Source organism: Dyella choica (genome assembly GCF_003977665.1).
Taxonomy (GTDB): Bacteria; Pseudomonadota; Gammaproteobacteria; order Xanthomonadales; family Rhodanobacteraceae; genus Dyella_B; species Dyella_B choica.
This window is the reverse complement of sequence record NZ_RYYV01000002.1, coordinates 285,931-300,598: the sequence shown is the minus strand read 5'-3', so window position 1 is coordinate 300,598 and position 14,668 is coordinate 285,931. Positions and strand designations below refer to the sequence as shown.

General features: G+C 62.6%; 15 protein-coding genes. All 15 read left to right on the top strand.

Going from position 1 to position 14,668, the window contains the following annotated elements; all coding sequences use genetic code 11:
- The first annotated feature begins 16 nt into the window (after positions 1–16).
- On the top strand, positions 17–1,576 hold the full coding sequence (locus tag EKH80_RS03815) for a phage tail sheath family protein (RefSeq protein WP_126683395.1): 1,560 nt from the start codon (positions 17–19) through the stop codon (positions 1,574–1,576).
- A gap of 11 nt (positions 1,577–1,587) precedes the next feature.
- Complete coding sequence (locus EKH80_RS03810) at positions 1,588–2,115, top strand: phage tail protein (protein ID WP_126683394.1); 528 nt, start codon at positions 1,588–1,590, stop codon at positions 2,113–2,115.
- A 3-nt stretch (positions 2,116–2,118) separates the two neighbouring features.
- Positions 2,119–2,856, top strand: a complete 738-nt coding sequence (locus EKH80_RS03805; RefSeq protein ID WP_126683393.1) for a T4 family baseplate hub assembly chaperone — start codon at positions 2,119–2,121, stop codon at positions 2,854–2,856.
- Positions 2,853–3,707, top strand: a complete 855-nt coding sequence (locus EKH80_RS03800; protein ID WP_126683392.1) for a hypothetical protein — start codon at positions 2,853–2,855, stop codon at positions 3,705–3,707. Before EKH80_RS03805 ends, EKH80_RS03800 begins: the two co-directional genes overlap by 4 nt.
- The gene (locus EKH80_RS03795) at positions 3,704–4,945 is read left to right on the top strand and encodes a Pvc16 family protein (RefSeq protein ID WP_126683391.1); all 1,242 of its coding nucleotides are present in this window, start codon (positions 3,704–3,706) and stop codon (positions 4,943–4,945) included. Before EKH80_RS03800 ends, EKH80_RS03795 begins: the two co-directional genes overlap by 4 nt.
- Positions 4,942–7,116, top strand: a complete 2,175-nt coding sequence (locus EKH80_RS03790) for an ATP-binding protein (protein ID WP_126683390.1) — start codon at positions 4,942–4,944, stop codon at positions 7,114–7,116. Before EKH80_RS03795 ends, EKH80_RS03790 begins: the two co-directional genes overlap by 4 nt.
- The gene (locus EKH80_RS03785; RefSeq protein WP_126683389.1) at positions 7,113–7,394 is read left to right on the top strand and encodes a hypothetical protein; all 282 of its coding nucleotides are present in this window, start codon (positions 7,113–7,115) and stop codon (positions 7,392–7,394) included. Before EKH80_RS03790 ends, EKH80_RS03785 begins: the two co-directional genes overlap by 4 nt.
- Positions 7,395–7,612: 218 nt before the next feature.
- Positions 7,613–8,554: an eCIS core domain-containing protein gene (locus EKH80_RS03780; protein WP_230473402.1), complete on the top strand. Its 942-nt coding sequence runs from the start codon at positions 7,613–7,615 to the stop codon at positions 8,552–8,554.
- A complete protein-coding gene (locus tag EKH80_RS03775; protein WP_126683387.1) occupies positions 8,551–9,705 on the top strand; it encodes an eCIS core domain-containing protein in 1,155 nt (384 codons plus the stop codon). The genes EKH80_RS03780 and EKH80_RS03775 overlap by 4 nt, the downstream gene beginning before the upstream one ends.
- Positions 9,706–10,219: 514 nt before the next feature.
- Positions 10,220–11,509 carry an eCIS core domain-containing protein gene (locus EKH80_RS03770; protein ID WP_158628737.1) on the top strand — a complete coding sequence of 430 codons (1,290 nt, stop codon included), beginning with the start codon at positions 10,220–10,222 and terminating at the stop codon, positions 11,507–11,509.
- A gap of 202 nt (positions 11,510–11,711) precedes the next feature.
- Entirely contained in the window at positions 11,712–12,371 is a 660-nt protein-coding gene (locus EKH80_RS03765; RefSeq protein ID WP_126683385.1) for a hypothetical protein, read from the top strand.
- Positions 12,371–12,691: a LysM peptidoglycan-binding domain-containing protein gene (locus tag EKH80_RS03760; protein WP_126683384.1), complete on the top strand. Its 321-nt coding sequence runs from the start codon at positions 12,371–12,373 to the stop codon at positions 12,689–12,691. The genes EKH80_RS03765 and EKH80_RS03760 overlap by 1 nt, the downstream gene beginning before the upstream one ends.
- Complete coding sequence (locus EKH80_RS03755) at positions 12,684–13,820, top strand: hypothetical protein (protein ID WP_126683383.1); 1,137 nt, start codon at positions 12,684–12,686, stop codon at positions 13,818–13,820. Before EKH80_RS03760 ends, EKH80_RS03755 begins: the two co-directional genes overlap by 8 nt.
- Positions 13,817–14,326, top strand: a complete 510-nt coding sequence (locus EKH80_RS03750; protein ID WP_126683382.1) for a phage baseplate assembly protein V — start codon at positions 13,817–13,819, stop codon at positions 14,324–14,326. The genes EKH80_RS03755 and EKH80_RS03750 overlap by 4 nt, the downstream gene beginning before the upstream one ends.
- Positions 14,327–14,338: 12 nt before the next feature.
- Entirely contained in the window at positions 14,339–14,662 is a 324-nt protein-coding gene (locus EKH80_RS03745; RefSeq protein WP_126683381.1) for a hypothetical protein, read from the top strand.
- The last annotated feature ends 6 nt before the right edge of the window (positions 14,663–14,668 follow it).

Sequence of the window (14,668 nt, the reverse complement as noted above, 5' to 3'; positions counted from 1 at the left end):
TTCCGAGGAAACCAACATGCCAGCCACCCTGAGTTATCCAGGCGTCTATCTCGAGGAAATTCCAAGCGGCGTTCGCACCATCACCGGTGTGGCAACGTCGATCACCGCTTTCATCGGCCGCGCCGCGAAGGGATCCTTGGGCAGCGATCCGGACGGTCCGGTGATCATCAACAGCTACGGCGACTACGAGCGATATTTCGGTGCGCTCGATCCGGCCTATCCGATGGGCTACGCCGTACGCGATTTCTACCTCAATGGCGGTGGACAAGCCGTCATCGTGCGCCTTTACAAGGGCGCGGCGGCCACTGCCAAGGCGCAGATTGCAGTCGCCAACCTGCCGTTGGAAGCAGCGTCTGCCGGTACCTGGGCCAACCAGTTGCAGGTGGTTATCGATACAAACGTGTCGGCTGACGTCGCGGCCCTGTATGGTCTGGCCGCGACTGATCTCTTCAACATCACGGTGCGCGACCTGGTCAGCGGTACGCAGGAAAGCTTTCTCAACCTGAGCGTAAAAGAAAGCCCGCGGCGTGTTGACCGGGTGCTGAAGGCGAGTTCGTCGCTGATACGCGTCGCAGCCGGTGTGACCTGGTCGCCAGCACCACCAACCCCGACCGCGGGCACGACCTCGGTGAGCACCCAGGCCAAGGACAGCGATCCGCTCGATGACGCCACCTACGAAGGCGACGCCGTCGCGAAGACCGGCATGTATTCGTTGAAGAAAGTGGATCTGTTCAATCTGCTGTGCATCCCCGCCGACCTGCGCGGCGGCGATACGAGCGCGCCGGTTTATCAAGCTGCGATGGCGTTCTGCGTGGATCGGCGCGCCATGTTGATCGTCGATCCTCCTTCGGGCTGGACCAGCGCCGGCAGCATCACAGCAGGGAACGATGCCGCGCTTACCGCGCTGGGGCTGAATGGCGTCGCCGCGCGCAACGCAGCGTTGTTCTTCCCACGCGTGATCGAATCGGATCCGGCGCGGCAGGGACAGCTTGACACTTTCGTGCCTTGCGGTGTCGTCGCCGGCATCATGGCGCGCACCGATGCCCAACGCGGCGTGTGGAAAGCGCCGGCCGGCCTGGATGCGGCGTTGAACGGCGTGCAAGGGCTTGCCACGGTGTTGACCAACGAAGAGAACGGCACGCTCAATCCCCTGGGCGTGAATTGTCTGCGCAGCTTTCCGGCGGTCGGGCCGGTCGTGTGGGGTGCGCGCACGCTGCGCGGCGCCGATCTGCTGGCCGACGACTACAAATATGTGCCTGTGCGCCGCCTCGCGCTGTACATCGAGGAAAGCCTGTTCCGCGGCACGCAATGGGTGGTGTTCGAGCCCAACGACGAACCGCTGTGGGCGCAGATCCGCCTCAACATCGGCGCCTTCATGCAGAACCTGTTCCGCCAGGGCGCCTTCCAGGGCAAGTCGCCGACGGACGCCTATTTCGTCAAATGCGACGGTGAAACCACCACGCAGAACGACATCAACCTGGGCATCGTCAACATCGTGGTCGGCTTCGCGCCCCTGAAGCCAGCCGAATTCGTGGTCATCAAGCTGCAGCAGATGGCCGGCCAGATCCAGACTTGAGGACTTTCGACATGGCTCAGTTCAGCGTCAATGCGCAGCGTTTCGATCCCTACAAGAACTTCAAGTTCCGCCTGAAATGGGATGGCCGTTACGTGGCGGGCATCAGCAAGGTGTCGGGACTCAAGCGCACCACCGAAGTGGTCAAGCATCGCGAAGGCGGTGATCCCAGCAGCAGCCGCAAATCGCCGGGCCGCAGCGAATTCGAGGCGATCACCATCGAACGCGGCGTCACGCACGATACCGAGTTCGAGAAGTGGGCAAACAAGGTCTGGCACTACGGCGCGGGTCTGGGTGCCGAAGCGTCGCTGAAGGATTTTCGCAAGGACCTGATCCTCGAGGTGTACAACGAGGCCGGCCAGCTTGCGCTCGCCTACCGGCTTTACCGTTGCTGGGTGTCGGAATACCAGGCGCTGCCGGACCTGGACGCCAATGCCAACGCCGTGGCGCTTCAGCATCTGAAGCTGGAGAACGAGGGTTGGGAACGCGATACCAGCGTGCAGGAGCCCACCGAGCCCAGCTACACGGTCCCGGCAGGTTGATCGATGCGCACGCCCGCGGCCAGCGACTTGTTGCAGGCATGGGAACGCGGTGGCGACTACGGTGCTGCCGCGCGCAGTCTTGTGTTGCTGCGTCTATGCAGCGATGAGCCGGATGACGACGTGCTCGCGCAGTTGCCGTTGGGTCGTCGGGACGCCTTGCTGCTGCAGCTGTATGCGCGCCTGTTCGGTCGCCAGCTCGACGGGGTGGCGCAATGCCCGGCCTGCCACGCGCGGGTCGAAATCGGCTTCGATGCTGATGCCTTGCGGGTTGCGCAGACCAGCAACGTCGGCATACAGGAGCTTTTCATACCCGGCGAGTCGGTGCAGATTCGCTTTCGCGCCGTTGACGTCAGCGATCTGCTTGCCCTGCAGTTCTGTACCGATGCTGCCGATGCACGCCGCCAGCTGCTTCAGCGCTGCGTGATCGAGCTCAGCAAGGATGGCGTCATGGCGCCGGTCGACAGCTTGTCGGGCAGCGCCCAGGCCACGCTGGCCGAAGCCATGGCCGAGGCAGATCCACAGGCCGATCTGCAGCTCGTGCTCAGCTGCCCCGATTGTGCGCACAACTGGTCGCCGCTGTTCGACATTGGCCGTTTTCTCTGGCAGCAGCTGCATGCCTGGGCGCTGCGGCTGTTGCGCGACGTGGACACCCTGGCCCGCAACTATCACTGGAGCGAAGCGGAGATCCTCGCCATGACACCGCGTCGTCGCCAGGCCTACCTGGAGCAATGCGTATCGTGAGCGACTTTCTCGACCGGGTGGCTGTACGCGCGATGGGCGGCGAAGCGATGCTGTCGCCGAGGCTGCCTTCGCTGTTCGAACCAGTGCGGCCTTCATCAGGTGGCCGGGAGCAGGATGAGCTACCGGTTTCGTCGCCACGAGAAGGGCGATCGAACGCCGACATCCTGTGGCCCCAGGAAATGACGCAAACACCGGTGTCTCTTCGCCCCGCCGCCACGGCAATGCAGCCGGTTTCTGTGGGCTCTCATAACGAAGTTGCTTTGGAGGCGACGCCGACGCCTGTGTCACCTCGCCCCATCGTTACGGCAACCCAGCCTGCTCTTGCCACGGCTCAAGCAGAAGCTGCCTTGGAAAGGCCTGCATCGAAAGTCGAAACACCGACGCGGGAAGCCGCCGTACCGGAGGTCGCGGTCAAGCCGGCCCGTATCACTACGGCCGATCACGATGGCTCATCCAGCCTGGTCCGCCACGAGACTGCTGCCGTGCGGGAGCCGCGACATCGGGAATCGGATTCTGCTTCGTCCTTGTCCGCGCTACGCAAGCCTCAGGTGTTTGCCGCGTCGAGCGACGAATCGGTCCAGTACAGCGAAACAGGCGTGTTGCTGCCCCCTGGGCGGCCGATCTTTGCCACGCCACCATCGGTGCCCGTACCACGCGCTGTGACATCGAAGCAGCCCCAGTCGATGGACAGCCCCTCTTCGTCGCAACAGCCGGTTGTGCACGTAAGCATCGGCCGCTTGGAAGTACGCGCGGCACCCACGCAGGGTACGGCCGCGCCGAAGCGTCAGGAAACGGGGCGCCCAAACAGCCTCGATGAGTATCTGCGCCAACGCGGCGGGAAGCCAGCATGAGCAACGCGCTCGCCATCGCCGCGGCTACTTGCACGCTTCGCAATCTGCTACAGGCGCAGATACCGCTGCTGGACAGCGATCTGAGCGATATTTCGGTGACCCTGCAGCCGCCCGACATGGCGCGCAAGGGCGTCAGCTCCTCGCAGCTGAATCTTTTCCTCTATCAGGTCGTCTACAACGCCGCGTGGCGCAACATGGATATGCCCGGCCGTGTGCGTGCCGGCGAATCCGGGCAACCGCCTCTTGCATTGAATCTGCATTACTTGATCACGGCCTGGGGGCGTGGCGAAACCGACCCTGACGCCGTAAGCCATCGCGTGCTCTCCGCGGCCATGAGCTTCCTGCACGATCGTCCGTTGCTCGATCGCAGCGACATCCGCAGCGCCTTGCTCAACAACGATCTTGCCGACCAGATCGAACGGGTCCGCCTCACGCCGTTGCCGCAGAGCGTGGAAGAGATATCCAAGCTATGGACCGCCTTCCAGACCAATTACCGTGTCTCGTCCGCCTACGAAGCCACCGTGGTGCTGATCGACAGTCACGCACCGACGCGCGCCAATCTGCCCGTGCTCACCCGCGGCCCGCAGGACCGCGGCGTGGCGACCACAACCTCGGTGGCCCCGGTATTGAGCGGCATGCGCTTTCCGCACAGCCAGGCTGGGGTGCGCCTGGGCGATGACATCGTGCTTGCCGGAAGCCAGCTCACCGCCACGAATGCTATCGCACGTTTCACCAGCCTGCGCCTGGATGCGCCGGTGGATGTGACACCCACTGCCGGCGATACGCAGGGTACTTTAAACGTCCATCTGGCCGGCAGCGCAGAAGATGCGAATGCGGCGTCGCGCTGGGCGCCAGGCATCTACACGCTTTCGCTGCTGTTGCAGCCGCCAGGCTCGCCGGCGTTGCTGAGCAACGAATTGCCCTTGTCGCTGGCACCCATCATCAGCGTGAGCCCGCTCTCCGCGGCAGCGGGTACGCTGTTGCACCTAACCTGCATGCCTCGCATACGCGATGGCCAACGCGTCGGTCTGTTGTTCGGCAGCCAATGGCTACTGCCGCAGAGCATCAGCAATCCGGTCGATCCGCATCTGCCGACCGCGCTCACCTTCAAGGTGCCGGGCGTTCCGGCGGACACCTACACGATACGCTTGCGGGTGGATGGTGCCGACAGCATCCCGGTCGATTTCAGCGGCGCCGTGCCGAAATTCGACCCCAACCAGCAGGTGGTGGTGCCATGAGCGACTACGCACAATGGTTGGTATCGAACGAACAGTATCTGGCCAATGCGCTGGCCGACCTGCGCGAGCGCCTGCAACGCCTGGCCGCCCAACCTGGCGCTGCAGCAGCGCCGGCCGAGAATGCCGTCAAGCCCAGCGCGATGGTTGCCACGTCCAAGCCGTCGCCGACGAGCAACGGCAAATCGCTGTCCTGGCTGTCGCTCATCTTCAACGGGCATGCGCAGCAGGCCAAGCCGGTTGCCGAAGTTCGGCCATCAGCGACCGCTAACCCGCTGCCACCATCGACCGCGGCTCCGCCGGCGCCGGCTTCAGCTCCAGCTCCAGCTCCAGCTCCAGCCGTCAGCGAAGACCAGGTGCCGCCGGCCTTGCTGTTGCTGGCACAACGACTGGGCTTGTCTGATTTCGAGCGTCAGGTGCTGCTGTTGTGTATCGGCATGGAGCTGGATACGCGCATTCCTGCGCTGTGCGCGCAAGCACAGCACGATCCCGGCAAGCCATGGCCCACCTTTGCGCTGGCCCTTTCGCTGTTCGATCAACCAAGCTGGGATGCGCTGTCGCCAGAACGCCCGCTGCGTTATTGGCGCTTGCTGGACATCCATCAGCCGGGGCCGCAGCCTTTGGTCAGCGCCGCTTTGAGCGCCGACGAACGCATCGTGAATTTCGTCAAGGGTCTGAACCATCTCGACGATCGCCTGGCACCCTTGCTCACGCCGCTGACGAACATGGAATTGCCGGCCTCGCAACAGGCCGTCGTCGATCAGCTGGTTGAGCAATTGCAGCATGTCCCGTCCGGCGAGCTGCTGCCAGCGGTGCAATTGATCGGCGCCGATAGCGCCAGCAAGCAGGCGATCGCGCAGGCCGTCGCGGCTGCGTTTGGCACCCAGGCGTTGCGGCTGTCTGCCGAATTGCTGCCCGGAGCGGTTGCCGAGCAGGAAACACTGCTGCGCCTGTGGCATCGCGAAAGCAAGCTGATGCCGACGGCGCTGTATCTGGATGCGAACGACGTCGATGGCGGCGATGCGGCTGCGCATCTCATCAAGCGATTTCTTTCGCGCGTACGCAGCCTCAGCTTCATCGACACGCGTGAGGCGTGGAACGGCAGCGCCGGCAACACCTTGAGCCGCGATGTGGGCAAGCCCACTGCGGTAGAGCAGCGCGAGACCTGGCAACACCTGCTGGGCGACGGCGCCGAAGCGCACATTCGGCGTCTGGCCGGCCACTTCGACTTCAATCTGGACAAGATCGCACAAGTCGCACGCACGGCGCTGGCAACGGCCGGAACGGATGGCAGCACGCTGGGAGATGCGTTATGGCATGGTGCCTTGGCGCGTACGCGGCCGGCGCTGGACCAGCTGGCGCAACGCATCGAGCCCAAGGCCGGCTGGGACGACCTGAAACTGCCCGAAACCGAGAAGTCCCTGCTGCGCCAGATCTCTGACCAGGTCGCGCAACGCAGCACGGTGTATGACGATTGGGGTTTCCGCGACCGGATGAACCGCGGCCTGTCGATCAGCGCGTTGTTCGCGGGCGAGAGCGGCACCGGCAAGACGATGGCGGCGGAAGTGATCGCCCATGAACTAGGCTTGTCGCTGTACCGTATTGACCTGTCCGCGGTGGTCAGCAAATACATCGGCGAAACCGAAAAGAACCTGCGCAAACTGTTCGACGCGGCGGAAGAGGGCGGGGCGATCCTGTTCTTCGATGAAGCCGATGCGCTGTTCGGCCGCCGCAGCGAGGTCAAGGACAGCCACGACCGCTACGCGAATATCGAAGTGAACTACCTGCTGCAGCGGCTGGAGAGCTTCCGCGGACTGGCGGTCCTTGCCACCAACATGAAGAACGCGCTCGACACCGCCTTCATGCGCCGCATCCGCTTCATCGTCAATTTCCCTTTTCCCGGTGTGCCGCAACGGCAGGCGATCTGGAGCAACGCGTTTCCATCCAAGCTGGCGACGGCCGGGCTGGACATCGAACGGCTCGCCAAACTTGCGCTCACCGGCGGCAGCATCCAGGGCATTGCCCTGAATGCCGCGTTCATGGCCGCGAAGAATGGCGGGCAGATCACCATGCCGCTGGTGCTCGAAGCCGCGCGCAGCGAATTGCGCAAGTTGGAGAAGCCGATCAACGAGGCCGACTTCCGCTGGGTGGAACCGGTGGGAGGCAAACAATGACCATCGCGCTACATATCGAACGATTGGTGCTTGATGCTGCGCTGCTGGATGGTGAGCGTGGCGAGGTCGTGCGTTCGGCGATCGAGCGTGAGTTGGCGCAACGGCTCGCCGGGCACGATCCGGAGGTATTGCGTCACATTGGAGCGGTCGCATCACTGCCGGTGCAAAACCTGCCGCAGGCTACGTTGGCGCATATCTCCATCGGTGCGCGCGTTGCCGCAGCGACGGGCAATGCGTTGGGGCTATCGCCGGCCGGTCAGGGCGATAGGAGGCGATGATGATTGCAAGCGCTCGTCAGGTCGCTTCCAGAGCAAGGCAAGTGGCACCTGCGCCGGGCCTGTTTCTGCAACGCAAATGCGCGTGCGGAAGTCACACCAGCAGCGGCCAATGCGAGGACTGCGCGCGTAAGCGCATACAACGTAAGTCGATCGATCGATCGGCGACGCCGCAGCTGCCTGCGATCGTCAGCCAGGTGCTTGGCGCCTCGGGCCAACCCTTGGACAAGACCACCCGGTTGAGCATGGAAGATCATTTTGGCCACGATTTCAGCCGGGTAAGAGTGCATGCCGATGCGCGTGCCGCGGAATCCGCCGGGGTAGTGCATGCCCATGCTTATACCGTTGGACATCACGTAGTGTTCGGTGCGGGACGCTACGCACCGACGGAGCCCACAGGACGACATTTGTTGGCACACGAACTGACCCATGTCGTACAGCAGCAGTCTGGGCGCGGAGCGGACCTGCAACGCTTGGCCGACAGCGGCGACAGCCTCGAAAATGATGCGCTTGAGCAGCAGGCCGACGCGATGGCTGATGCGTTGGCGAAAGAGGATCGCAAAAACAAAGGCGGCCAGCACAAAGCTGATCAGCACGGCAAAAAGACCAAGCAGAAGGCGGCGGCGAAAAATCCTTGTACGCGGACGATTTTCTCCGAAGGAACCTGCCAGGACCTGGTCGATGGCGCGGCCAATCGCTGTTGTGATCCAGTAAATGGCTTGGTAAAAAAACGCGCTGTTGCCAAGGATGTTGACGGCATCGATTGCCCGAGCAACAAATTTACGCCGGGATTTACCTGCGAAGCCAAGTGCAAGGACAGTTTGAAAAAAGGTTGCGACGATAACGACAACTGGATGGCGGTGCCACGCAATCAGTTTACGCGGGCGCAATGCGGCGATGTTTGGACCATTTGTGCCAATGGCAAGAGCACCACGGGCTATGTGCGTGATAAATCGGTCACCCAAACGCGATTTGAGGTGAGCCCAGGCATTCAAAAGGCGTTGGGTGTAACGCTAGGCTCATCATTCAAAGGTTCGATATTCCGTCCAGGCGCCAGCCAGCAAGCGATCGATAAAGACGCCTGTTGCAACACACCTAAAGACGCGAAGGGCGCCGATCAATCGTCCGGCGATGCCAGTGATGCGGATGAGGCGCTCGCATGACTGAGCGTACCGCCAAGATTGCCTCCAGGGAGGTGTCGCCAAGAGCGACGGAAGGGATAATCCTGCAACGCCGCTGCGCCTGCGGCAACCGCACCAATGACGTACAGTGCGACGACTGCGCACGCAAGCACATACAACGCAAATCCACCCGTCAAGCGGGTGGACCGACCATACCGGCAATCGTCGGCAATGTGCTCGGCGGATCGGGCCAGTCGCTGGATGCCGCAACCCGGCAATTTATGGAACGCCGCTTCGGCCAAGACTTCAGCGGCGTCCGTGTTCACACCGACGCGCAAGCGGCGCAGTCAGCACGCGAGATTCACGCCCAGGCCTATACGGCAGGACGCAATGTCGTCTTCGCTTCGGGTCACTATGCGCCGCATACCGATTCGGGGCGTCGGCTGCTTGCACATGAACTCGCGCATGTTGTGCAACAGCGGGATCTCAAGTCGATGCCTGATTCGCTGAGCGATCCTGATTCATCGCTGGAACGAGACGCCGATCGTGCCGCGGAACGGGTGATGTCAGGTGCGGGCTCGTTGAAACTGATGTCTGCGGGTCAGTCTGTGCTTGCTCGGCAGCCAGCGCCTTCGCCACAGCCTGTACAACCACCGCAGACACCACCGGCGACTTGTCCGGCGACAGCGCGCATCCAGTCGCAGCGTCATTACAACCATGGCAATATTTCTCGCAGCCTGCAGGAGCGCTACCGTACTTATCTGAGCGACATCGTGACCATGGAGGCGGGGCCGGGGCCGGACCACCATGGCCATTGCATGCAAGAAGTGTTGTCGCTGGTCTCCAACAATTGCCCGGCGCGGCTGACGAACTTGTCGCGTCCGTGTTCCCAAGGCGATTGCCTGCCGATCCGGTCTGGGAACACCTTTCTTGACGGTCATGTTACGCACAACGCCCAGAGTTATCTCGAGGGCACCGGAGTGAATGCGTGCACCGTCGTATGTGAACAACGCTATCACTGCGATACGGTTTCCGGTGCCCTGGCTGCCGGAACATTCCGTATCACACGCAATTACCAGGCGGGCACCTACCAACCTTTGGCCGGAGGTCCACCCGTGCATATCACTACGGGAACCGTGGACAAAGCGGAAGTGCAATCCGGCTCAGGTGGCAATACGCCATCGCGACCGTAGCGAGAGAGCGTCCAAGAGGTATACGCATGACTGAAATGGCCACTGTCGCCACACCCACCGCTGCAGCGCGCGCTACGCCGTCGTTGCAAGGCAAATGCGCCTGCGGGACACATACATTCGGCACGGGCGAATGTTTGGAGTGCGCGCAGCGGCGCGGTTCGACCCATTGCGGGTGCTTTGAGCGAACACGTTGAGGACGCATGAGCAGGAATTTCGCCAGCGAGAATGCCAAAAGGCCTTTCACTCCCGCGCGCACCTCGCTGCAGCGCAGGCCGACCGAAAAATGCGTGCAGAGCTTCCCAGCCCATTACGCCCCTTCTGACTGCTTTGACGGAGCGTTGTCGTCATGACCGAACGCAGGGGCCAAAGCACGGCGAAGACTGCATCCACACATGGTGCAGTGGGTATGTTGCTGCAGCGCAAATGCGAGTGCGGCACGCATGCAGCCGGTGGTGAGTGTCCCGATTGCAAAGGCCGGCGTAATCCGCTGCAACGCAAAGTCGACGGTGGGGCTATGGCGTCGATGGAGGCTGCGCCGAACGTGCACCAGGTCATTGACACGCCAGGGCAACCTTTGGACAGCGGCGCACGCCAATTCATGGAGTCCGGATTCGGGCGCAATTTTTCTCACGTACGCGTGCATACCGACGAAGCTGCTGCGTCGTCGGCCCATTCATTGCAGGCGCAGGCCTATACCGTGGGGGCGCATGTGGTTTTCGCGAATGGAAAGTATGCGCCACATTCGACTTCAGGCCGGCACCTGCTGGCGCATGAACTTGCTCACGTCGTTCAACAGCAACATGTCAGGGGAGATCCAGGCTCAATCAGCGAGGCCGGCTCGGCGCTGGAGCGCGATGCGGATCATGCGGCGGACCGAGTGATGACCGGTGCGCATCCACTCGGCTTGATGTCCGCAGCACGACCGGTGCTTTCGCGTCAGTCAGCGCCAAGCGCGGATGGAGGACAGGGAGCTGGTCGTACTGCCGGTGCGACAGGGGCCAGCGCGGCAGACTTGTTTTCGCCTCTTCGCCTGAGTTCTTTCCCCTGCCGGGCAAATGCGGGTGTGTACCAGCTTTGGGCCGACCGGAAGGTAGTAGTCAATGAGGACTGCAGCCGCTGGCTGGTGCACTTAAATCGTTTGGCGACACCCCAACCCACTTGCAATTGTGTGAGGCTGCCCCAGCAAAATCCGAACCTTTCCGTCATGGCCCTGGCGCAGGTCGATCGACTACTTACGCTCCCGGTTGACGGGCCTTGCGATGACGACATCGGATCACGCGCGTTTCCCGAAACCCAGCCATCGGCACCCGGGCGCGCGGCTGCGGTTTCGGAACAGATGAGTCAAACAGTGGGTATCGGGGTAACCAGCCATAGTTACTTGACGCGTCCTGGAGCCACGGATCCCGCGCGCGAGGCGGTAGTGCAATTGGCGAATGCGTACACCCGCCAATATCACCGCGAAAACCGCCGAGGCGTGGAGTTGCAGATGTTGGATCAAGTGCAGATCAGTCTGACTACTGGGCAAGTTAGCGTCGCAGGCGGCGGGCAGCTTTCGTATGTGATTCCGTTCGGCAACAACCGTTGGAATTGGGCCGCTTTTGCGCAAGTGCTCGCTGGCGGGACCGTCGGCACGGGATCTCCCCCGAATGCTCAGCTCCAGCCCACCGCAGGCACTCAGATCGCATTTCAACCATGGAAATGGCTACAGATCAATGCACAGGGTTCGGTCGGACCGACGCTGCAATCTGCCGGCCCCAACTCCATCGATGTCGGAGGGATGGCCGTTATTCAATTTACGCAATGACAGCACAACGTTGTTGGAAACCTGACTCCAGATCGGAAGCACGTATGAAATCCTCAAATGAGTGCTATGGCATGCTCAAGCGAACGACTTGCAGCCTATCTCAACCGGCCTTACTGCAGATGTGCAGTAGAGGGGGGTTGAAGTGGGGTGAAGTCATTCAAGCTTGCGGCAAGCATCGAGTGCTGCGCTTAGGCAAATCATCATGAGCGCTTTCCCCGGCTCTCCGCGCATCCTCAAAGGCGGTCTGGTACTGATCGATCCGGACTCGTCGGCGGTGCTGCGCGTGATCTCGCTGCAGTACAACCCCGACTCGATTACGCGCTCGCTGCAGGTACAGGCGATCAGCGCCGACGGTCACGATCGTTCGGAAGCGCTACGCCTGAAAGGGCCGCCGGTGGAGACGATCAAGCTGGAAGCGGAGATTGACGCCACCGATCAGCTGGAGTTTCCCGAGCGCAATCCGGTCGCCACGCGCAGCGGTGTGTTTGCCCAGCTCGCCGCGCTGGAAACCATGATTTATCCCACCAGCGGGCAATTGAGTACGAACGACATACTGTCGCAGATCGGTACGCTGGAAATCATTCCGATGGAAACGCCGCTGGCGCTGTTCGTGTGGAGTCAAACCCGCATCCTGCCGGTGCGCGTCACCGAATTGAGCATCACCGAAGAAGCCTTCGACGCGGCGCTCAACCCGATCCGTGCCAAGGTGAGCCTGGGAATGCGCGTGCTGTCGGTGGACGACGTGCCGTCCGGGCACAAGGCCGCCAGTCTGTTCATGAGCTACCTGCAGAACAAGGAACGGCTCGCCGGCGCTGTGCCGGCGATGCCGCTGTCTGCGCTGGGCATCACGGGAGTACCCTGATGAACGTCGTCTTTCCTCCGACCAGCCGCTATGCGCTGATACCCACCGATACGTTCGTGCGTGCGGACGGCACTCCGGTGACGTACCTCAAGCGCCGCTTGGTGCCGCCGCCGGAGAACTTCGCGCTGCTGCAATGGCATCGCGTGGTGCAGGGCGCGCGCCTGGACAACATCGCCGCGAAATACCTCGGCGACCCCGAACAGTTCTGGCGGCTTTGCGATGCCAACCGCGCGCTGCGCCCGGAGGAACTCACCGAGACCATCGGCCGCAAGCTCGCCATCACCTTGCCGGAAGGCATTCCCGGGGTGCCGCATGCTTAAGGGCATACACCTGACCTTGCTGCTGGGGCCGGTGATACCGGTGCCGGTGCCGCAAGTCGTGCTGGACGCACTGACCCAGGTGGAAGTGGTGCAGCCGGATGAAGCGGCCGGTGCATTCACCATACAGTTCTCCTTGAGCGTGCAATCGCCGCTGCACACGTTGTTCCTGCTCAGCGGTGGCGGCGTGGTGCCGTTGCTGCGCTTGATCCTGGTGGCCACGATCAATGGCACGCCGCAGGTGCTGATCGACGGCGTGGTGACCAAGACCGAGGTGATGCCTGGCGCGGACCAGCGTCATACCACCTTGCAGGTGACCGGCGACGATCTCACCACAGTGATGCAGAAACTGGAATTTTCCGGCTTGCCAGGCTTGCCTTATCCGGCGATGCCGGCCGAGGCGATCGTCGCCTTGCTGCTGGCCAAATATGCCTTTCTCGGCATCATTCCGCTGGTGATACCCAGCATTGCGATGGACGTGCCGATTCCTACCGAGCGCATTCCCACGCAGCAAGGCAATGACCTGGAATACATCCGCATGCTGGCAGAGCGGGTAGGCTACGTGTTCTACATCGAACCGGGCCCCGCACCCGGCACCAGCACGGCTTATTGGGGGCCGAAGGTGAAAGTGGGCATCCCGCAACCGGCCTTGAACGCGGACATGGACGCGGGCAGCAATGTGGAGAATCTGAGCTTCAGCTACAACGGCAACGCGCGCAGCCTGCCGGTTATATACATCCAGAATCCGCAGACCAAGGTGCCGATTCCGATCCCGATTCCCGATATCGGCCCGCTCAATCCGCCCTTGGGCCTGATCGATCCGCCGCCGCAACAACTGCGCCAATTGCCGGAAACGGCGAAGTATTCGCCGGTGCGTGCGTTGTTGCTGGGCATGGCCGAAGCGGCCAAATCAGCCGATACGGTTACCGGCCGCGGCAGCCTGGATGTCACGCGCTACGGCCGCGTGCTGAAGTCGCGCCAGCTGGTCGGCGTGCGCGGTGTGGGGCCTGCCTTCGACGGGCTGTATTACGTCAGCGAAGTGCGCCACACGATCAAGCGCGGCGAATACAAGCAGAGCTTCAATCTGTCCCGCAAGGGCCTCATTTCCACCTTGCCGGTGGTGCCGCCATGAGCCAGAAGTACTACGGCAAATATCGCGGCACGGTGCTGCAGAACGTGGACCCGCAACAGATGGGTCGCATCCAGGTGATGGTGCCGGACGTATCCGGCCTGCTGCCGTCGAGCTGGGCGATGCCTTGTGTGCCGATCGCCGGCAAGCTGAGCGGCGTATATGTGGTGCCGCAGATCGGCGCCGGTGTGTGGATCGAGTTCGAGCAGGGCGACCCGGATTACCCGATCTGGACCGGCGGCTTCTGGGGCATCGCGGCCGAAGTGCCCACGCTCGCGCTGGCCGGTAACCCGGCCAGTCCCAGCCTTGTGCTGCAGTCGGGGCTGCAGAACACCCTCTCGATCAGCGATCTGCCGGGCCCTACCGGCGGCATCATGCTGAAGAGCACCACCGGCGCGATGATCGTCGTCAACGACATCGGCATCACCATTTCCAACGGCAAGGGCGCCACCATCGTGCTGGCCGGGCCCACCGTCACCATCAACAACGGCGCGCTGGTCGTGACGTGAGGAGAATGCGCGATGCCCGGTTTTCTCATCCATGTCGGCGCCAGCGTGCTTTGCTCGCATGGCGGACAGGCTCAGGCCACGATGCCCAATCCGCGCGTGACAGTAAGCGGGCAGCCGACGGTAACGATCGCGGCACCCTGGGTGGTGGCCGGTTGCGCCATGCCGCCACCGCCGACCGGGAACGGCCCCTGCGTGAGTGCGCAATTCGTCACTTCGGCGATGCGCGTTACGTCCAATGGGCAGCCCCTGTTGTGCATGGACAGCCAGGCAATCTGTGCGCCGACTGGAACGCCCGTGCTGATCGCCGCCGCCCAGATGCGCGCAAGCGCGATGTGAGGACGC